Raw genomic sequence first — 20,296 nt, 5'->3', positions numbered from 1 at the left:
ATTATGCATTTATATCAACACCCTTTCCATTTATACAATAAAAACCGAACACCCTTAAACGAGTGCTCAGTTGAACTGGACTTTACTTGTTAAATTTTTATTTATCTTTTAGAGAATTCGGAAATGCTTGATACCCTTCTCTTACATTGATTATATTTGTAAAGCCTTTGTGTTCTAGAATTCCTATAGCGATAGCGCTTCGAACACCTGATTGGCAATGTACATGAATCGGTGCATCCTTAGCAAATGATACTTTGGTATCTAATAATTTACCGTAAAGGTTATATTCCTTTTGAGAGTGTGATACCTATGATGATCGGCAGTATTATCTTCGCACCGATTGGTTTAATGATTGGAAAGAGATTGCCGAATAGTGTTCAAAAGTGGATTATCGGTATTTTAATTATCTTTGCGATAACTCAACTCATAGCTTAAATGCCAAGTCGTTCAATCAATTTGAAGACTTGGCATTTTTGTTTCTTATGACATTTATTATTTTATACCGCTTATACTTATCAATACTTTAGCTTGCGTCGGGTCATTTAAAAGCAATTCAATTCCGTCCTCTGTAATGTGTTCTAAAGTAGTACGATGTGTCATCATCGGTTCTGCTGCTAACTGTCTGCTTGCGAGTGCATCAATAACATTATCATACGTTTCCTTGGTATAGCCGACTGATCCCATCACTTGAATTCCTGTAAATAAAATACTTTCCGGGATACTGATATCTAATGTATTCGTATAGAAACTGACAATCATCATAACACCGCGGATTTTAGTTGAATGTGCCGCTTGTTTAAATGCACTTTCTACACCTGCCGCTTCAATCGTCACATCCGCACCGTCAGGTATCATTGTATGAATAAGTTGAACTGGGTCGACTTCACTTGAATTGATAATTTCATCGGCGCCCATTTCTCTTGCGATTTTTAAACGTGCTGCATTAATATCTACTGCGATAACACGCTTTGCACCCTTAGCTTTTGCGGCAGCAATTGCAAATAAACCGATAGGCCCTACTCCATATACAACTACATCGTCCCCTGTTTTTACACCTGCATCTTCAACACCTTGATAAGACACTGCCGCAGGTTCTACCATAGCTGCAAGATCTAAAGGTAAGTTGTCTGGAATTTTAAATACTGCTTTTTTAGGCATAACCGCATATTCCGCAAAACCGCCATCCATTTGTGCACCGACTGCATCTAAGGTAATAAAACGTTCAGTCATTGCATTATCAGGTTCATTAAATAACATCGGATAAATACATACTCGGTCCCCAGGCTTTAAATCCTTAACTTCTGAACCGACTTCTTCAATGATCCCTGAAAATTCATGCCCTAATGTGCGTTCGCGATCAATTGGTACTGCATCCGGATGTAAATATGCGTGTAAATCAGAACCACATATTCCAGCCCATGCGACCTTCACCTTTACATCTTCTGGTTTTAAATCCTTAAGCTTTCTTTCTTCTACGCGCAAGTCCTTTTCCCCATACCAAACTGCTGCTTTCATTTTAAACATCCTCCTTGATTAGCTTGATTTGATATGAGTATAGTAAAGAAAACACGTAAGATGATATTAATAAAATGATAACGCTTGTTTTTATCGCACACATGTGTGAAATCTGTGCGGCAAGAGGTGAATTATGGACGCGCGTTCAATGAAAACTAAGAAAACTATTAAAGAAACATTATTAGAGCTGCTAAAACATCAATCTATCGAACAGCTATCAGTTACAGACATTTGTAATTCATGCCAAATAGGAAGACGTACATTCTATGACCACTTCAGCAACAAATTCGAAGTGATTGAACAGTTGATTGAAGACTATATCACTGACTTTCAAGCAGCAACTTCGGATTATGGAAAACATAGCTTCAAAGCAAATATAGAAATTGGATTTCAGTTTATTTATGAGCATCATGAAAAATTTGTCTTGTTATATAAAAGCTCCATCTCTCGTTTATTTTTAAAGCGCATTGAAACTTCGCTCATTCAAATGATGCAAAGCTACCTTAATCACGCCTATCTTCAACAACAATGTATCTCTACCTCGACGATTCTAACTTTCTTATCAAATGCAGTATTAGGCATCATGATTGAAATAGCCATGAAAAAAGATGTGGATTATCTCAATAAAACTGATGAAATTGTTCAAATTGTCCGACCGTATTTTAAAGTCAGCCAGTAATCGAAAAAAACACCTTGAACCGCTACAATTCAAGGTGTTTTCAATCAGCTTATTTCTTTATTAATCGTATTGGCTTAAGGTAAGTACCAAGTTTCCAAATATATTCTAAAGGTCCAAGTGTGAAGTACTTCAGCCAAACCACACTTAAGACAATTTGGATGCAATAAATCATGAGGCATAAAATCAATGTGTGTATTAAGTGAATACCTTGGCTGAAGAACAAATGCCCTGCTGCATAAAGGAATAAAGTCTGTCCAATATAATTCGTTAATGCCATCCGTCCATAATACTTAAGGGGGCTTAAGAGTTTTCTGCCTTTTCGGGTGTTCAGTACAGTCAGGAGGAATAGTACGTAGAATCCCGTCAATAAAGGAGAAGTCGCGACAATCGCATGGTGGAATGCATTCCATAATTCTGGATACTGTTGCAAGTGTGTACCGCCGGCTGCTTTATATAAATCAAAGCTAGGCAGGACGTAATAATATTCCAATGTGATCAGCGCCCCTATCGCGAATGCGAAAAAGAGTGCAGTCAACAGCGCCCATTGTTTGCGCAAGGTTTGAAACTTATGAATGAGTTGAAATTGTGCCGTTGCTAAACCTAAGATGAAATACGCGAGCGCCATTATTAATTTCTCTCCGATTACAACACAGGCCAAAAGCAGCAGCAATCCTGATACTAAATTGAAATAGCGATTGAAACGATAGAATGGGATTAATATAACGCCGAATACCGCATAGATCAGTAATGCTTCTCCTGGCTGCAATTGCATATGAAAATAACCGAAAATTCCCAGTAATACTATACGTCGTATATAGACTATATATGGATGTTTATTCTTTTGTGCTGCGCGATTCATGAAAATATAAAAACCTATACCAAATAGGAACGTAAATATCGCAAAAAACTTATTCTCAATAAAAATATCCAGAAACTTTTGATAGGCAATATCTGCTTGTGTAAAATCTGGGATGACATGCATAATTGCGTATACATTCACTAAAATAATACCTAACAGCGCAAAGCCTCGTAAGTAGTCTAACTCATCAATTCTTTTTGTTATTTGTTTCAAAATCTTTCTGCTCCTCACACTTTTCTCTTTAAAATTAAAGGGCTGGTGTTTCAACCCTGTGCCTTATACTACCAGTATCTTTTTTAAAAGTAGTGATTTGATATGACATGAAGTGACAAATTTGTAAGTTCTCTTTTGGTTCAAGGTCAGTGTGTGTAATGTCGACACGTTTGTTCGGATTTGACCTTTTACTCTATAATTAAATTGTTACTGCATAATGACTTGAATTTATGTAAGAATGAAGAGATTGTTGGAGGCGTATGATGAAAATGGTGTGCAGAGGTTGGCAGCGATGACTTTAATTCATGTAGTGTTAATGCTATTGATTGGTGTGTTCGGCGGATTTATATCAGGACTTGCAGGTATCGGCGGTGCGATCATTATCTATCCTGCTATATTATTACTTCCGCCGTTGTTCGGTACACCGGAATATAGTGCATATATCGCATCTGGTTTAACTTCAAGCCAAGTACTATTCAGTACATTGAGCGGTTCATTAAGTGCGATACGCAAACCTGAGTTTCATCCTTCTCTTGTCTTTTATATGGGCGGCGGTATGGTCACAGGCAGTGTAATCGGCGCAATCTTCACCAACCTTTTGACTACGCCTGTCATCAATGGTGTGTATATCTGTATTGCTTTGCTCGCTTTAGTCTTAATGGTTATTAAAGTCCAGCCTCGTGCAGAAGCCAATATTCATTTCAATCCTTATTTACTGATGATCGTCGGATTATGTATCGGTGTTGTATCAGGTATTATCGGTGCCGGCGGTGCATTCATTATCATTCCTGTCTTACTGGCTTTATTTAAATTGCCTATGAATACGGTAGTCGCAAACAGTATAGTCATCGCCTTCATTTCTTCTATCGGTGCTTTTTTAGTCAAACTGGTTCAAGGATATGTACCTTTAGGCAATGCGATGTTCTTAATTATCAGCAGTGTCTGTTTCGCACCGATCGGTTTAATGGTCGGCCGCAAATTGCCGAATTTTGTACAGAAATGGATTATCAGTCTGCTCATTATCCTCGCAGTTATCCAATTACTCTTTTAGGTTTAACTTGTCTCTCTGACGAAGTAAGCTAAAATAAATAATAACGACATGTAAATGACCCATCAAAATAGAAAGCGGTGAAATTATGGCGAAGCATCAAAAACGAGATATGTTATTACGTGCAGCAGCCGATATAGTTAATGAACAAGGTGTGAGTGCCTTAACATTAGATGCAGTGGCACAGCGTGCCGAAGTCAGCAAAGGCGGATTATTATATCATTTCAATAACAAACAAGCTTTGATTCAAGGTTTGGTCGATCATGCGAATGAACTCTATCGAGAGAATGTCAGAAGTTATGTTGATGGAAACCAGCAAGGCAAATGGCTTCAAGCATTTATCGAAGCGACACGCAAACATCGTAAAGAAAACAAAGCGGTGACTTCAGCTATCTTAGCAGCACAAGGCAACGATCGTAATTTGCTTGCGCCGCTGCAAGCAACCTATCAAGAATGGCAAGACCATATACAATCAGATGGTTTAGATCCAGTAGACGCAACAATTTATCGTTTAGCTGTCGATGGTCTATGGCTTTCTGATATTTTCGGTTTAACATCTATCGATGACGAGATGCGCGAAGCTGTTTTAGATCGTCTGAAAGCATTAAGTTCAAAATAAAAAATCGGTTTAATCCTTGTCATGAAGGGCTCTCAAAGAAAGAGTCCTTCTTTTTTTATTTTTCTTAAGCAATAGGGTTGAAATAAAACCGTCTAGTTGGTACACTAATCAACGTTGAAGAAATGACCACTCGAAAAAATAAAAAACTCGGAGGGAATCGTGTCAATGAAAAAAGTTATGATTACAGCAGCAATTACAGGTGCTGGCGATACTACAGAAAAAAACAAAAACGTACCCGTAACGCCTCAAGAAATTGCGGATTCTGCAATTAAATGTGCACGTGCAGGTGCAACAGTTGCACATATTCACGCAAGAGATCCAGAAACAGGCGGCGTAAGTCACGACGTTGAATTATATAGAGAAGCTGTTCGTTTAATCCGCGAAGCAGATGAAGACATTGTTATTAATATCACTGCAGGCGGAGGCGGCGACTTCATCCCGAATATGCAAAATCCTTACCAAGCAGGTGAAGGTTCAGATATCCAAACACCAGATGAACGTCATGAGCCGGTAGGCGAACTACTTCCAGAAATTTGTACACTAGACTGCGGCAGTGTCAACTTCGGAGATATGGTTTATATCAGCCCGACAGATTGGTTGCGCCGTCAAGCTCAATTAATCAAAGATGCAGGTGTTAAACCTGAATTAGAATGTTTCGATAGCGGACATATCCGTTTTGCGAACCAATTAGTTTCAGAAGGTTTAATCGAAGGCGAACCTATGTATCAATTCTGCCTAGGTATTCCATGGGGTGCAGATAATGATGCAGAAACAATCGAATACTTCAAAACACGTTTACCAGAAAATGCGCATTGGTCAGCATTCGGTATCGGTAAAATGCAGCTGCCTACAGTTGAAGAAGCAGCTAAACGCGGCGGCAACGTACGTGTCGGCTTAGAAGATAACATCTACTTATCAAAAGGTGTTAAAGCGACAAACGAAGAATTAGTAGAAAAAGCGGTTGAAATCTTAAAAGGTATCGATATGGAACCTATGACACCGCAAGAAGCACGTGAAAAATATAACTTAAAACAACCTAAAGGAGACCAGTAAAATGAAATTTGCAGTAGTTGGAACAGGTGTCATCGGCAGCGGCTGGATTACACGTATGTTAGCACACGGTCACGAAGTGATCGCAACTGATCCAGGCGAAGGCGCACAAGAAGCAATGATGGCACAAATCAAACAAAATTGGCCTTACGCAGAAGAAATGGGCCTAGCAGAAAATGCGTCTATTGATAATCTTACTTTCACACCGCATTTGGATGAAGCTGTGAAAGATGCAGACTTAATTCAAGAAAACGTGCCGGAAGTAGAAGAAATCAAAGCAAGCGTACTGAAAGAAATCGATACGTACGCACGCCCTGACGCAATTATCGGTTCAAGTACTTCAGGGATTATGCCGACTGAACTGCAAGAAGGCTTAAAACATCCAGAACGCCTTGTTGTAGCTCACCCATTCCACCCTGTATATATCTTGCCTTTAGTTGAAATTGTACCAGGCAAAGAGACTTCTGAAGACATTGTAGTCAAAGCAGAAGAAATGTACGAAGACATCGGTATGGATGTTCTTCATGTCCGTAATGAAATCGAAGGACATATTGCTGACCGTCTGATGGAAGCATTATGGCGCGAATCATTACACATTGTTAACGAAGGTATTGCGACAACTGAAGAAGTTGATAAAGCCTTCACACACGCAGCTGGTTTACGCTATGCACAATATGGCCCATTCATGACATTCCATTTAGCAGGCGGCAACGGCGGTATGCGTCATATGTTAAAACAATTCGGTCCAGCATTGAAAAAACCATGGACAAAATTAGTAGCACCAGAACTTACTACTGATTTATACAATGCAGTTGTAGAAGGCTGCGAAACAAGTTCACAAGGCTACACAATGTCAGAACTTGACCAAAAACGTAACGAATTCTTAGTAAGAGTGAAAAAACTTGCAGAAGAATATTGGCCTACTGAAACACCAGGTATGAAAAAACGCCAACCTCAATCTACGGAGGTCTAAATCATGACGCGTTTATTCACTTATCAAACAACAGTCAAAGACGAGTGGCTAGATCATAACAATCACATGAATGATGCGGAATACAACCGCGTCTTCAGTAATGCGACAGATGCATACCTGGGACACGTTGGTTTAAGCGAATCAGAAATCGAACGACGCCAATACACTGTATTCACTTTAGAAAATCATGAAACGTACCAAAAAGAAGTCAATAAAGGCGAAGATTTAACAGTAGCCGTACAACTCATTGACCATGATGCGAAACGTCTTCATGCCTTCATGACTTTATATGACCAAGCAGAAGATATCTGTGCCACATATGAAGTAATGTTGATGGGCATTGATACCAACTCAGGACGTCCTGCCCCATTCCCTGAAGACATCGCACAAAATATTGAAAAAGAAGCTGAACTTGTAGATAAAGAAGGATTAGAACAACCTAAAGAACTCGGTCGTCAAATTGGTATCAGACGTAAATAATAAAACGATCGAATAGATTAATATCACAATTTGCTTAACACCCTTTGGTGATAATATATAGATTAAAAGGTTCCACTGGCTTAATGAAAAGCTGTGTGGAACCTTTTTGCTTGTTATTATTATTTATAATTACGCATGGAGTTAGAGTATTTTTTATCACTGCCATGCAATTTACCTGATTCTTTTCGTTCTTCATTACGTTTTTCTCTAAGCTTAGCACGCTTCTTAGATAGTTTTCGCATTCTCTTAAGTCTTGAATGTGTATCTTGTTTTTCTTCTTTTGCTTTTCCTTTTCCGCTTGATAAAAAAGAAGTTAAAAGGATAAGCGTTCCCATAATAGCACCGAACCATGTACCATTTCTGATAAAGCCCCAAAACGCAGCAGATAACTTTTCTGAAGCTGTCGGCTCATTTCGATATTCAAACTTTGGAAGTGTATGACCTTTTTCTTCAGCTTTATCAATGCCCACAGGGATTTCTTCTTCTACTTTATCGTAGAGCCTTACCAGACCTTGACCATATTGTTTATTTTCGAAAGCTTCTTCAGCGGCCTGCTTAACCAGTGCTTTAGTTTTACGCTTTGTAAAATAATGTTTAAGCTGCTGGTCAGCATAAATTGTGACCGAATCAGGTGATGCTTCGTTAAATAGAATAACCGCAGCATTAATGTGTTCGGTAGAATCACCAGAATGGTAGAGGCCTAATTGATAAGCTTCATAAATACGCTTAGCATATTTTTCAGGTTTGCTGCCTTCTAAATCTTTCTCTGTCACAACCATCAAATCATAGTTATACCTATTTTCACTTGAATGCTTTTGAAGATGATTAATTTGATCTCTAGTCAAAATATGTGCATTATCTTGTACATAAATATGGTCTTCATTAAGCATCGGTAATGGTTTATACTCTGTTTCACTGCTAGCGATATACGTTGTTCCCAACCCTAAAACAAACGTGATCATGAGCACTCTCAATATATTTTTAGAAACCACGGCCAGCACCTCCTCCGCCGCCGGAACCGCCGCCAAATCCGCCGCCTCCAGAGAATCCGCCAGATGAACCGGATGAATAACCAGCTGAAGTCCCTGTATCACCAATACTTCCAAAGCCTCCATAATAGTTCGTATCAGATGGGCGTCCGCCTCCGCTTTTGCCGCCTTTGTGATCATCATCATCATCTTTTATAGTTAAAATACCTACAAATAAAGCAAATAATGGATAAAGAATACCCAAAAGGAAAAACAGCAGCAACTCTTTAATACGTCCCCAATAAAAACTGGAACTGCGCTGTGTTAAAAAATGCCATTTAGCCGCGATACTATCAGAGAGCGGTGCGTTTTTTTCAGTATGTTTATAGCCGGTTTGGCTTCTGTCATACATGGCACGATAAATATTCTTAAGACCTGTGTTATAGTTGCCTTTCTTAAAATCTTGAAGACCATAATCATCTATAATAGCCCCCACCCTGGCATCCGTGAAATAACCTTCCAAACCATAGCCGATTTGAATTTCTACCCCTCGGTCTAATGCACCATTTTTCTCATCTAAAGTTAAAAATATCACTATCCCGTTATTAATGTCTTTCTTCCCTACACCATATCCGCGTAATAAACGCAGTGCATACTCACGTCTAGGTTCTTCTACTTGATCCATAGTAACCATCAACATTTCAATACCTGTTTCTCGTTCAAGCTTTTTACCCAAGTCATTCATTTCTTTAATTTCATCATCACTTAACAGATGGGCATGATCTTGAATAAATAAGTGGTCTCGATTCAATTTTGGCAAGGGTTGTGTGATCGCGTAGAGTGGTGATGCAAAAGTTAAAATACTCATCAGCACAAACCCTATGACTATGTATATTTTCTTTTTCATACACTTCCCACACTTTACTACAAATTTCCTAATGCAATTCATCTATACAATAAATTAGTTTACCAAAACACTTATCTAAATAGTATGGTTTATTTTAAATTTACAATTAATTAATCATTTGTACGAAATAGAAAGTATTAATTCATTGAGTAAATAGCATAGAAATAGTTTGTTTAAGACACCCTACGCACTTCCTTCAGACAAACGGAAGTCTGACCTGTCATAATAAAAGCACCTCGAACTGTTCTGTGTTCAAGGCGCTGATATGATTGATTTATTCCCTCTATTGTTATCTTTGCGTGATGTTTTCGATGGCTTCTATGTGGTGCTTAGATGTATAGGCTTTGATAGTAAAACCGTTGGACTTATCTAAATCGTAATACCAAATGCCGTTCGAAATTTCATCTGGAGCGTTGTGGAAATCCGTAAATGCGTCTTTAGTCATTTTATCTGGAACCACATACACATGATTGACTTTATTGTCCTTATTGTAGCTGACACCAATATCACCGTATAATTCTGCTTTATTCCCATCAATTGTCTTCGTACCTTCAGAGATACCGTATTCTTTCTCTATTCCATTTTTAGTTTCGCCTAGTTCAAATCCTTCATACCCCTCTGTATTAGGTGTATGCATATAACCTTGGCTGAATTGCGCTGAGTTCACATCTACATTAACCTTATGTGTTTTCGGCAAAGCAGATGCTTTCGGCTGTGCTTGTCCGATCTGGTTTGAACAAAATACGAAAAACCAATAGATTAAGCCTGCAATCAGAGCTAAGAATACCACAACGAGTACACTGCACCATACGAATGTCTTCAAGTTGCTGTTATCTTGTTTATAATGCAAGATGTCCGAACGAGAAAATTGATTGTGCGATGCCGCTGTTCCGCAGTTTGTACAATATTTTTCATTTGAGTTCAATTTATTTTTACATGTTGTACAGATTTTCTTCATATTCTATCCCCCGACAAAACTTTTGCAACTCAATTATATTCAACTTTCAGAAAGTTTTCTACAATAACAGTTTTAAGAAACTGTAAATTTTCAAATGACAAATAAAAAAACACCTCAGTTTCCTGAAGTGTTTGAAGTTTCACGTAAAACATTTTGATTTCTTGAGTTGGTTAAAACGCCAGCACACCAATGATACACGCAACAATAATCATGCATAAAGAAGAACCGACAGCCCATTTCAATACCATTTTCTGGTTTGTACCATAATCAATACCAATCATACCGACAAGCAAATAACCTGCCGCATATAACGGACTTAATACATGTACCGGCTGACCTAAGATAGAGGCTCTAGCCATCATGGCTTTAGTTACTCCGAATTGTTGTGCAGATTCCGCAAGAATCGGCAAGATACCATAGTAGAACGGATCATTTGCCATAAAGTATGTGAAAGGCATGCTCAAAAGTGCAGTCAGCAATGCAAAGTGATTTCCCATTGCATCCGGAACAATATGCACAAGTGCACTTGCCATATGGTCTACCATTTTCGTTCCGCTCATTACACCTGTGAATACACCAGACGCAAACACTAAACTGACTACAGCTAAAATGTTGCCTGCATGGCGTTTCACTAAATCAGCTTGTACTTGCAGTTTTGGATAGTTGATAATTAATGCAATTGCAAAGCCAAGCATAAAAAGTACAGGAATCGGCAAGAAATCGGTGATTAACGCGACTAACAATGCGAATGTCAGAAACGTATTCACGATTGTGAGTTTTGGTCGCAGCAATGCAATTTCATCTTCATCCTTTTCATTGGAAACATGCATTTCTTCTAGTGTCAGAGACAAATGATTTTTAATCCCTACACGTTTGCGTTCTCTCTTTCCTAAGACATAAGCAGCACAAAATGCGAAGATAATCCCTGCAATCATGACAGGAATCAAAGGTGTAAAGACCTCTTCTGTAGTTAATTGCAGCGCTGAAATCGCACGTGCAGTCGGTCCGCCCCAAGGTGTCATATTCATCACACCGATTGATAATAATGCTAAAGTTGATAATATGTATGGATTCATACCCATTTTCTTATACAGCGGCAGCATAGCTGTTACGGTAATAATAAACGTTGTTGTGCCGTCTCCGTCTAAAGCAACAATGGATGCTAACGCTACTGTACCGATCGTTATTTTAACAGGGTCGCCTTTAACCCCTTTCATAATAACGCTGATGACCGGATTGAATAATCCCGCATCAATCATTACGCCGAAGTATAAAATCGCAAATACCAGCATAATCCCTGTCGGCGCAACAGTCGTTAATCCTTTAATAATGTCTTTTCCTAAAGTGTCATAAAATCCCCCAACTAATCCAAATACAACTGGCACAATAATTAATGCGACCAGCGCTGACATTTTCCTGCTCATGATCAATGCCATAAAAACAATAATCATAACAAATCCTAATAGTGCTAAATTCATGATGTGTCCCCTTTAATTATGATTTAATTGTCGGCAATCGCTTACAATCAGATATATTGTATCACACCTATTAAGTTTTCGGAATATTCAAATTAATAAAAGCAGGTTTTGCGCTTAAAAATATAAAAAAATACGTTATCTCCGGAACCTTTACCAGAGATAACGTATTAAATAATGATAATTAAAGCTTGTCTTATGCTTGGCTGTTGATGTAGCTGTCTGGGTTTACACTGTATTGATTACCTACGCCACCTTGCATGCGTTGGAAGTGTAAGTGTGGTGCAGTTGAATTACCAGTGCTGCCAGATAAACCGATTTGATCACCGGCACTCACATCTTGACCTTCTTGAACATTTAATTTATTCATGTGCATATACCATTGGTAATTGTCGCTGTTTTTCTCTTGGATTGTAACTTGGTTGCCGCCGCCGTAGTTACTCCAGCCAGCTTGTGTTACTGTACCGTCTGTTAATGAGTAAACTGGTGTGTTTTCAGGCATACCATAGTCTACACCATAGTGTGCACCGCCGCCGTGGTATTGACCATACGGTTGGATTTTAGGGTGTTTTGTTAACCAGCTTGCGTCATCTGCAGTTGCCCCGTCAGCTGATGTGCTTGGAGCACTGTCACCTGATGTTTGCTGCGCTTGATCAGAACCTTGTGTTGAACCGCCAGTATTTGCTTGCGGTGCTGAAGTTTGTGCGACATTCGCTTGACCAGAATTGCTTTGAGATGCTGGTGCTTGTGCTGCTTGAACATTTTGTCCGTTGTTTGCTGTCGCATTTTGTTCAGGTGCGTTTGTTTGTCCTTGATTTTGGTTATATGTTTTTTCATATTGTGTATTTGAAGCATTTTGGTTTTCAGATGCTTTGTTTGGATTATTTGCGATATCTTCTGATGAAGGTGCTTGGTTTACGTCATAACCATTCTTTTGTACATCTTCGCTTGATACATTTGCTGAATAGTTATTATCGTCTTGCTGATAGTTAGGGTTTAATAAACTTTGAGGGAAATAGAAATAGTGTGTTGCACCCTCTGAATCAGTTAATGTAAATTGATATTCTTTATTGTCGAACATTGATTGGTCCCAATTGCCATCCAATGTGTGGTGGTAATTGCCTTGTGCATCTTTCGTGAAGTATGAGCCATATGAATAACCTTTAGTTTGATCTGCTGTTTGCTGTGTTTGCGTTTGTGCTTGTGATTGCGCTTGTGCTGCTTGATTATTTTCAGCCGCATCTGCGTGATGGCTGATGAATCCTACTGATGAAACTCCCAAACCTACAATAGTAGCTGTGACTAATTTATTCATAATGTAAACTAACTCCCGTCCTTAGAATTTTTTCGATAAATCAAAATTACAAGAGTAAAGGTAACACGGGTCGTTCACTAAATAAAGACGTACAACTATTTTGTAAACAAATGTATTTTGCATGTAATATAATTACCGGACTATTACTAAGTTGTAAGCATTGTGAAGATAGGATAAACGACACCTTTTTGAGGCAAGTGTGTTAAAGTTTTATCATCAAATTGAAATGTTTAACACAAAAAATGACGTGTTTCTATGTATGATTGAAAGACATGGTTGTGATTTTCCCACACTGAAATAGATTAAACTTACAACTTCGTTTCAGTAAAATGTACAACAAAAAGGCACAAAAAGCTAAGACTGCTTTCGCTTCTTGTACCTTTTAAAGATAAAGTAGAGACCGACTAGGAAAAATATAAACAACAAGGCATTACCTAAAAATTGTGCCGCTAAATAAAACGGTAAAATAAATGAGATGAATGCTAAACCAATCGAAATGACTAAAATTGAATAGTACAAACTTCCTTGATTGTCATACTTTTCAAAGATACGGCTGAAGCGTGCTTGATACATTTTTGTTAACTTAACGATACAAACACCCATTCCGCCGACCGCAATGAGAAAATATGGCACAAAGAAAGCAATAATTAATATATTCCAAGCAAAGCTTAAGAAATCCTCCATGATTCTGCTCCTCTATATTTCTATAATTTTCAAAGCATGACGCATTTCTTTATCTATATCTTTTGAACGCCATTCTCTAAAATAACCTAAAGATACACATTTGTATTGTACCCCGTTTTTCGATATTTCACCTCGAAAATGAACATGCCCCATCAAACTATAGTGAATCGGATAACGTTGATAGAAGGGTTCAAAGTCAGAAGTGCCGATATAAGCATTGAAATAATCAAAAATCCGATGCGGCATAGGGACTTTGAAACTCGGGTCTGTCACTACATGTGTGACTAAAATGATATTGCGGCGACCTACTTGGCGCAGATCTTTTTCAGCTAATTCTGCTGCTTTGCGCGATACTTCAATATCAGACATTCCCCAATCCACATGAACTTTATCTTGCCAAGTGGCGCCTTTAAAACGGCGGCGCTCTAAATGTTCTAATGAATATTTAGGATTCGCATAACTATAATCATACCAGCCGCTGTTGCCTACAATTGCCCATTCATCATTAATGATATAAGGACGTCCCATCAACTGTTCAGGCTGGTTTAAGAAGAATGCATGAATATCCTTAGTAGACTGCCCTTCAGGCGACCAATAATCATGATTACCCGGAATAAAGCGAATATCTACCCCTGTCAAAGCCTTCATCTGTTTTACAAACGCATATGACTTTTGATAGTGATTAGAGATATCACCCGCAATTATCAACATATCCAAGTTTGCTTGCTGCACCAGCAATGCTAAATGTTTTGCATATTCATCTTCAGTATAATCTGATGGCCGATCTATATGTAAATCTGATATGGTTCCGATTCTCATGTCTGTCACCTGCTCCCAAATAAGATTGAAGTATATTATCTCATATTTTGTCCGAATAAATAAAAAAACTGAGTAATGGGAACCCATTAAACTCAGCTTTAAAATTATGCGCCTCTCATTACTCTAACTTCATGTTCTACATCTTGTCGCACTTTATTTCTATCTTTTTCTATCCAACCTGGAATTAAGAACGCATCCACAATCATCCAAATCAACGTAGGAATACCTGCTGTAAACCAAACTGTCGTCAAAGTTAAAATAAGCATACCGACACCTGAACCTACCTTTCCAAAATAAAAACGATGTGCACCTATACCGCCAAAAATCACTAGCAGTACATAAGCAATTACACCTTTTTTAGATTTAGCTTCAACTTGCGATTCAATATAGCTTTTCTCTTGCAAATCCATTAATATCAACCCATCCTCTCATCAAAGTCACTAATTCAATTAGTTAAGACTACTATAGACTACGAGGTGGACCACATACGTCCATATAAACAGTTTGTAATAAAATTCTAACGAAAAAAATAACAACCTTATCATTTAGTTATACTCGAACAACTTTTGATATTTAAATATTTATAATTCTAATTATTTTAATATTATACGGGTATCGTATTATGGAGAGTTAGTGCACTGCAGGTCTCTTCCAGCTGACGCCCTCTATCCATAAACACTATGAGAAGAAAGGGTGATATGTTGGAACAATCTTTGACTTCAGAAAGTACGGTAGATCTTAGAGATATTAATTTTGCTTGGGATCAGCTGATTACTGATGAAGACGAATTGGTGGAGGCTGGCTTTCCTTTAACCCTTTTAGAAAAGTGGATAGAGGAGGGCTCAATAGTACCTTTCTCTCCGAGAGGCGATAAACGACATTTTTATTCTAAAGATGTGTTCATTGCCACTGTTCATCATGTCTTACATTCATAACATGATGTGGAAGCAGTGGATCGACTTCGGTTGGTCCGCTTCCATTCTTATATACACACCTCAAAAAAGAAGCATTTCTTATTCCCTTTCGCTTCTGCTTGTCTCTTTGAATTACAAAGCACCTTAAAACAATAACAACCTTTTTATTTTTATATCATCACTTTTTTTCTATATTGGTACCTCTAGTTTTGAAAACCTTTTCAGTGGTAGTAGGTTAAATATCATTACTTTTTATTTTGAGCTTAACGAAGAATATCATTTTAGGAGCGGATAAGTATGGCAGAACAAGTAGAAGTATTGAATCCTGCAGATAACAGCGTAATTGAAACATTAGATTATACCAGCGAAGATCAGATTAACAGTATGATTGACGCAGCATCCAAAGCTTTTGATCAGTGGCGGAAGGTCGATGCACATGAACGTTCCGCAAAACTTCAAAAGTGGGCTGACTTAATGATGGAACATAAAGAAGAACTGGCACGTCTGATTACACTAGAAGGCGGAAAGACATATCAAGAAGCTTTAGGCGAAGTAGATTATGCCCATGGTTATGTAGATTGGTATGCAGGCGAAGCTAAACGGATTTACGGCAGAACTATTCCGGCTAATACACCTGATAAAGATGTGGTTGTCAGACAATATCCTGTAGGTGTTGTGGGTGCTATTACCCCATGGAACTTCCCTGCCGCAATGATTACACGTAAAATGGCACCGGCACTCGCGGCGGGATGCACGATTGTATGCAAGCCTGCTGTGCAGACACCTTTAACAACCATTCGCTTAGTTGAACTTGCACATGAAGCCGGTATTCCTAAAGAAGCCGTACAATATATTGTTGCTTCAGGCAAAGATGCAGGCCGTATCTTTACAACCAATCAAACAATCAGAAAGATTACTTTCACAGGTTCTACACCTGTCGGTAAGACATTAATTGAAGAAAGCGGAAAAATGGTCAAAAATATCACAATGGAATTAGGCGGCTTAGCACCATTAATTGTTCATAAAGACGCAGATCTTGATTTCGCAGTCGATGAAACGATTAAAAATAAATTCCGTAATGCCGGCCAAACTTGTATTTGTGCCAACCGTTTATACGTTCATGAAGACATTCATGATGAATACGTTAAGAAATTAACAGAAAAAGTCCATGCCTTAAAAGTGGGCAACGGCATGGATGAAAATGTAGATATCGGTCCGTTAATCAACCAAAAAGGTGTCGATAAAGTCTTAGACCATATTAAAGATGCACAGCAAAAAGGCGGCGAATTATCGCGCTCATTAGAAGAAATTCAATCACTTGGCGGCAACTTCTTACAACCTGTCGTCATTACAAATATGACGCAAGATATGAAACCGATGCGCGAAGAAACATTCGGCCCTGTTATTCCTATTATGAAATACAGCAAAATCGAAGAAGCAGTCGCACTCGCAAATGATACACAATTCGGCTTAGCTGCTTATTACTTCACGAATGACTATCGCACAGGCATCTATTTAAACGATGAATTAAATTATGGTGTTGTCGGTTGGAACGATGGTGCACCTTCTGCACCGCACGCACCTTTCGGCGGTGTGAAAGAAAGCGGCTATGGCCGTGAAGGCGGTATTGAAGGTATTGAACCTTATTTAGAAAAACGCTACTTGTCTATCGGCAACTTGAATACACCTGAATAGTTCAATGCATCATAAATCAGGAAAGTGAGTCCGCTCGCTTTCCTTTTTTATGCTTGCTATATCGTTATCCTATATCAACTTTCAATTGAAATTAAGCACGTCGCAATGTCTTTTTTCTGCTCATGAGACATAACTGTTTTTGATAGTATCTAAACGGTCGATGAAACGGTCAATATAAATTTGCGGTCCTAACATACGTGCTAACGGTGCGAGTTGATATGATGCATAAAATGCGTCGCGTTCTGTACAAGAGACATAAGCGATAACGGTATCATTGTTCGTACGTTTGATGATTTCTCTTATCGCAAACTGCTGTCTGAACATATCCCAGATTGAATTATCTACTTCGAAAATGACTATTCCTTGCTGCTGTGTTGCGCCTATCGTATTTTCTGTAATTTTTAAATTCGAAATATTGCGCATTTTTTCGGTATAGATTTCTTTGTTGTATTCGTATGTAAACCAATAATCAAAATGCATGTACATCGTCGATAAAGGTTTCACTTCAATGTTGCGATCATTTAATTTCATCCACATTGTCTTTTTAGTTAATAGTGCTTTATGGATGTTCATCATATTAATGCCCGGCAATGCTTCTTTGCGAATTTGAAAACGATTCAGTACATCCATTAATATACGTCTGTCTTCAATACGGTTATTGTCGATTTCTCTTAAGAATAATTTATAAATATCAATATGCAAAATCGGTGTCAGACTGATCATTTTAATCATCAGACCCATTAATGCCAAACTGCTTTGGCTGTAAGAACTATTAATCAACCGATAGCCGTCTATACTGCGTTTGTATACGACTTTCGTATTTTTGTTGTTCCAATACTCACTTTCATAAAAGAAGTGATTAATCGTATTAATATCTCTTTGAATCGATTTTGCGCCGACATGACCAAAATCAGATAAATCTGTTTTACGTACTGTTTCTCCATTGACTAAACGTATGAATAAATTTAATACTCTCGTCGCTTTGTCCACTCTTCTATCAGCTCCTTGGACCATAATATACATGAGCATATGGACGCATATTGTCCGTTACCCTATTATCTGCCGCTTTATATCAAAAACGCTTAAAAAAGCGGACAATATTTTTCGAAAAGCTATCTTTTTAAGGAAAATGAGCAGAATATTTCCTGTTATGCATTTTATGTGTTTAAATGTAATTATAAAAGTTACATTAAGAAGGTGAACCACGTGAACTTAGAATTTAATATTGCTGTGCATCTTCTTGCTTTCTTAACGAAACATGCAGACGAGCGCTTTAACAGTAAGACTTTATCTGAATTGATTTGTATTAATCCAGTCCAATTACGCAGAGTAACCGGAAAACTCATCGAACATGGGTATGTAGAAACTGTACGCGGAAAATACGGCGGCTATCAAGCCAATGAAACAACTCGCTCAGCGAATTTAGCTGACTTATTCAATCTCTTCACAGCTGATCGTTCACAAGGCCGCCTTTTCACCGGCAATACACACAGTGATTGCGAGATTTCCCGAGAAATCGCGAATACGATGGAGAAACACCGCAAACAAGAACATGCATTGTTGATGAACTATTACAAAACATTAACAGTAGAAGATGTTTTACATGAAACATTAGCTTCTGTTTAACACAATCTTGAGGAGGATTATGATGAAACAATATGATTTATTAGTCATTGGTTTTGGTAAAGCAGGTAAAACTTTAGCAAAATTTTCAGCAGGACAAGGTAAAAAAGTAGCAGTCATTGAAAAAGACCAAAAAATGTACGGAGGTACATGTATCAACGTGGGCTGTATCCCTTCTAAAACATTAATTCATGACAGTTTAAACGGCAGTTCATTCGCAGAAGCCTTTGACAGAAAACGCGAAGTTGTCAGTGCATTAAACAATAAAAACTATCATATGCTGGCAGATGAACCTACTGTAGATGTTATTGATGCACGTGCACAATTCAAATCTAATAATGAAGTTGCTATTTTAGATGAATCTGGCCAAGAAACAGAAACAATCACTGCGACAGATATCTTAATCAATACAGGTGCAACACCTAACATTCCGAACATCGAAGGTATCAAAGATTCAAAACATCTTTATGATTCTGCAGGTATCATGGACTTGCCTTTCCAACCTGAAAACTTAGTCATTATCGGCGGCGGCTATATCGCACTTGAATTTGCGTCAATGTTTGCGAACTTAGGTGTTAAAGTTACAGTACTTGAACATCATTCAGATATTATGCCGAAAGAAGATCCAGAAGTGGTAGAACTTGTGAAAGAAGACTTAACTAATCTTGGCGTAGAATTAGTATTTGACGCTGAAACAGAACGTTTCGAAGATGGTGAAAAAGGTACAACAGTATACACTTCAAAAGGTAATTTTGATGCGGATGCAGTCTTGCTTGCGACTGGACGCAAACCTAACACAGAAGATTTAGGTTTAGAAAACACTGATATCAAAGTCGGAGAACGCGGTGAAGTTGTCGTAAATACACACCTTCAAACAGACGTACCGCATGTTTATGCTGCAGGCGACGTTGTAGGCGGTATGCAATTCACTTATATTTCATTAGATGACTTCAGAATCGTGAAAGACCAAATCTTCGGCAATGGAGAACGCTCAACAGAAAACCGCGGAGCAGTCCCTTACTCAGTATTCATTGATCCACCATTATCAAGAGTCGGCTTAACAACTCAACAAGCTGAAGAACAAGGCTACAATGTATACGAAACTAAAGTGCCTGTTAAAACAATTCCGCGTCATAAAATCAATAACGACCCGCGCGGTCTCTTCAAAGCAGTTATCAACAAAGACACAGACCAAATTCTTGGTGTGAGCTTGTACGGTAAAGAATCAGAAGAAATTATCAATATCGTTAAACTTGCGATGGACCAAAAAGTACCTTACACAGTACTTGGCAGCAATATCTATACACACCCAACTATGGCTGAATCTTTTAACGACCTATTCAAATAAGCAGTTAATCTAACCTAATCATTTGAGAATACAAAAACACGTGATGGATTTCTATTTAGCAATGTACTGCACCCCAAAAGTTGAACCTACAAAATTCAACTTTTGGGGTGTTTAATTATGAATAAAAGTTATAGTTTAGATTTCAAACTTAAAA

General features: G+C 38.2%; 22 protein-coding genes and 1 pseudogene. 11 read left to right on the top strand and 12 right to left on the bottom strand.

Annotated features, from left to right (window positions below; translation table 11 throughout):
* Window positions 1–97 precede the first annotated feature (97 nt).
* Window positions 98–277, bottom strand: a pseudogene (locus tag DVJ99_RS13350) (rhodanese-like domain-containing protein); the annotation flags it as partial.
* Here DVJ99_RS13350 and DVJ99_RS13145 point away from each other — a divergent pair.
* Window positions 247–435: a hypothetical protein gene (locus DVJ99_RS13145; RefSeq protein WP_162912188.1), complete on the top strand. Its 189-nt coding sequence runs from the start codon at window positions 247–249 to the stop codon at window positions 433–435. The pseudogene DVJ99_RS13350 and the gene DVJ99_RS13145 overlap by 31 nt on opposite strands.
* A 57-nt stretch (window positions 436–492) precedes the next feature.
* Here DVJ99_RS13145 and DVJ99_RS10960 read toward each other — a convergent pair whose 3' ends face one another.
* On the bottom strand, window positions 493–1,515 hold the full coding sequence (locus tag DVJ99_RS10960; RefSeq protein WP_114604231.1) for a zinc-binding dehydrogenase: 1,023 nt from the start codon (window positions 1,513–1,515) through the stop codon (window positions 493–495).
* Between the two features lie 148 nt (window positions 1,516–1,663).
* Between DVJ99_RS10960 and DVJ99_RS10955 the strand changes: the two genes are divergently transcribed.
* Complete coding sequence (locus DVJ99_RS10955) at window positions 1,664–2,194, top strand: TetR/AcrR family transcriptional regulator (protein ID WP_162912187.1); 531 nt, start codon at window positions 1,664–1,666, stop codon at window positions 2,192–2,194.
* A gap of 49 nt (window positions 2,195–2,243) precedes the next feature.
* On the opposite strand, the gene DVJ99_RS10950 is transcribed toward DVJ99_RS10955, so the two are convergent.
* A complete protein-coding gene (locus DVJ99_RS10950) occupies window positions 2,244–3,266 on the bottom strand; it encodes a DUF418 domain-containing protein (protein WP_114604229.1) in 1,023 nt (340 codons plus the stop codon).
* 292 nt (window positions 3,267–3,558) lie between these two features.
* On the opposite strand from DVJ99_RS10950, the gene DVJ99_RS10945 reads away from it, so the two are divergent.
* The 5 genes from DVJ99_RS10945 to DVJ99_RS10925 all read left to right on the top strand — a co-directional run bounded on the left by DVJ99_RS10945 (window position 3,559) and on the right by DVJ99_RS10925 (window position 7,436).
* Window positions 3,559–4,317, top strand: a complete 759-nt coding sequence (locus DVJ99_RS10945; protein WP_114604312.1) for a sulfite exporter TauE/SafE family protein — start codon at window positions 3,559–3,561, stop codon at window positions 4,315–4,317.
* A gap of 85 nt (window positions 4,318–4,402) precedes the next feature.
* A complete protein-coding gene (locus DVJ99_RS10940; RefSeq protein WP_114604228.1) occupies window positions 4,403–4,933 on the top strand; it encodes a TetR/AcrR family transcriptional regulator in 531 nt (176 codons plus the stop codon).
* A 165-nt stretch (window positions 4,934–5,098) separates the two neighbouring features.
* Window positions 5,099–5,986 carry a beta-keto acid cleavage family enzyme gene (locus DVJ99_RS10935; RefSeq protein WP_114604227.1) on the top strand — a complete coding sequence of 296 codons (888 nt, stop codon included), beginning with the start codon at window positions 5,099–5,101 and terminating at the stop codon, window positions 5,984–5,986.
* A 1-nt stretch (window position 5,987) separates the two neighbouring features.
* On the top strand, window positions 5,988–6,956 hold the full coding sequence (locus DVJ99_RS10930; RefSeq protein WP_105993981.1) for a 3-hydroxyacyl-CoA dehydrogenase NAD-binding domain-containing protein: 969 nt from the start codon (window positions 5,988–5,990) through the stop codon (window positions 6,954–6,956).
* A gap of 3 nt (window positions 6,957–6,959) precedes the next feature.
* Window positions 6,960–7,436, top strand: a complete 477-nt coding sequence (locus DVJ99_RS10925) for a thioesterase family protein (RefSeq protein ID WP_114604226.1) — start codon at window positions 6,960–6,962, stop codon at window positions 7,434–7,436.
* A 119-nt stretch (window positions 7,437–7,555) separates the two neighbouring features.
* Here the strand turns inward: DVJ99_RS10925 and DVJ99_RS10920 are convergent, their stop codons facing one another.
* The 8 genes from DVJ99_RS10920 to DVJ99_RS10885 form a co-directional block, all read right to left on the bottom strand.
* A complete protein-coding gene (locus tag DVJ99_RS10920; protein WP_240430850.1) occupies window positions 7,556–8,326 on the bottom strand; it encodes a TPM domain-containing protein in 771 nt (256 codons plus the stop codon).
* Between the two features lie 91 nt (window positions 8,327–8,417).
* Window positions 8,418–9,311 (bottom strand): TPM domain-containing protein, encoded by an 894-nt coding sequence (locus tag DVJ99_RS13345; RefSeq protein WP_162912185.1) that lies wholly within the window; start codon window positions 9,309–9,311, stop codon window positions 8,418–8,420.
* A gap of 289 nt (window positions 9,312–9,600) precedes the next feature.
* Complete coding sequence (locus DVJ99_RS10910) at window positions 9,601–10,269, bottom strand: zinc ribbon domain-containing protein (RefSeq protein WP_114604223.1); 669 nt, start codon at window positions 10,267–10,269, stop codon at window positions 9,601–9,603.
* 170 nt (window positions 10,270–10,439) lie between these two features.
* Window positions 10,440–11,747 carry a CitMHS family transporter gene (locus DVJ99_RS10905; protein ID WP_114604222.1) on the bottom strand — a complete coding sequence of 436 codons (1,308 nt, stop codon included), beginning with the start codon at window positions 11,745–11,747 and terminating at the stop codon, window positions 10,440–10,442.
* 193 nt (window positions 11,748–11,940) lie between these two features.
* Window positions 11,941–13,059 (bottom strand): M23 family metallopeptidase, encoded by a 1,119-nt coding sequence (locus DVJ99_RS10900; protein WP_114604221.1) that lies wholly within the window; start codon window positions 13,057–13,059, stop codon window positions 11,941–11,943.
* A 354-nt stretch (window positions 13,060–13,413) separates the two neighbouring features.
* Entirely contained in the window at window positions 13,414–13,743 is a 330-nt protein-coding gene (locus tag DVJ99_RS10895; RefSeq protein WP_114604220.1) for a hypothetical protein, read from the bottom strand.
* Between the two features lie 12 nt (window positions 13,744–13,755).
* Window positions 13,756–14,562 carry a metallophosphoesterase gene (locus DVJ99_RS10890; protein WP_114604219.1) on the bottom strand — a complete coding sequence of 269 codons (807 nt, stop codon included), beginning with the start codon at window positions 14,560–14,562 and terminating at the stop codon, window positions 13,756–13,758.
* Window positions 14,563–14,666: 104 nt separating this feature from the next.
* Window positions 14,667–14,972, bottom strand: coding sequence for a TM2 domain-containing protein (locus DVJ99_RS10885; protein WP_114604218.1), 306 nt, complete (start codon window positions 14,970–14,972; stop codon window positions 14,667–14,669).
* 270 nt (window positions 14,973–15,242) lie between these two features.
* Between DVJ99_RS10885 and DVJ99_RS10880 the strand changes: the two genes are divergently transcribed.
* Window positions 15,243–15,497 carry a hypothetical protein gene (locus DVJ99_RS10880; RefSeq protein ID WP_240430841.1) on the top strand — a complete coding sequence of 85 codons (255 nt, stop codon included), beginning with the start codon at window positions 15,243–15,245 and terminating at the stop codon, window positions 15,495–15,497.
* Between the two features lie 276 nt (window positions 15,498–15,773).
* A complete protein-coding gene (locus DVJ99_RS10875) occupies window positions 15,774–17,171 on the top strand; it encodes an NAD-dependent succinate-semialdehyde dehydrogenase (protein ID WP_114604217.1) in 1,398 nt (465 codons plus the stop codon).
* 120 nt (window positions 17,172–17,291) lie between these two features.
* Here the strand turns inward: DVJ99_RS10875 and DVJ99_RS10870 are convergent, their stop codons facing one another.
* Entirely contained in the window at window positions 17,292–18,185 is an 894-nt protein-coding gene (locus DVJ99_RS10870) for a hypothetical protein (protein WP_240430840.1), read from the bottom strand.
* Window positions 18,186–18,377: 192 nt separating this feature from the next.
* Here DVJ99_RS10870 and hypR point away from each other — a divergent pair, with 192 nt between their 5' ends.
* A complete protein-coding gene (gene hypR / locus DVJ99_RS10865) occupies window positions 18,378–18,797 on the top strand; it encodes a redox-sensitive transcriptional regulator HypR (protein ID WP_105993995.1) in 420 nt (139 codons plus the stop codon).
* Window positions 18,798–18,819: 22 nt separating this feature from the next.
* Window positions 18,820–20,142, top strand: coding sequence for a hypothiocyanous acid reductase MerA (merA, locus tag DVJ99_RS10860; protein ID WP_114604215.1), 1,323 nt, complete (start codon window positions 18,820–18,822; stop codon window positions 20,140–20,142).
* Window positions 20,143–20,296: the final 154 nt, after the last annotated feature.

This window comes from Staphylococcus sp. EZ-P03 (assembly GCF_003344575.1).
GTDB lineage: Bacteria > Bacillota > Bacilli > Staphylococcales > Staphylococcaceae > Staphylococcus > Staphylococcus simulans_B.
The sequence above is the reverse complement of the archived record's forward strand: the minus strand, read 5'-3'. Positions and strand labels throughout refer to the sequence as shown.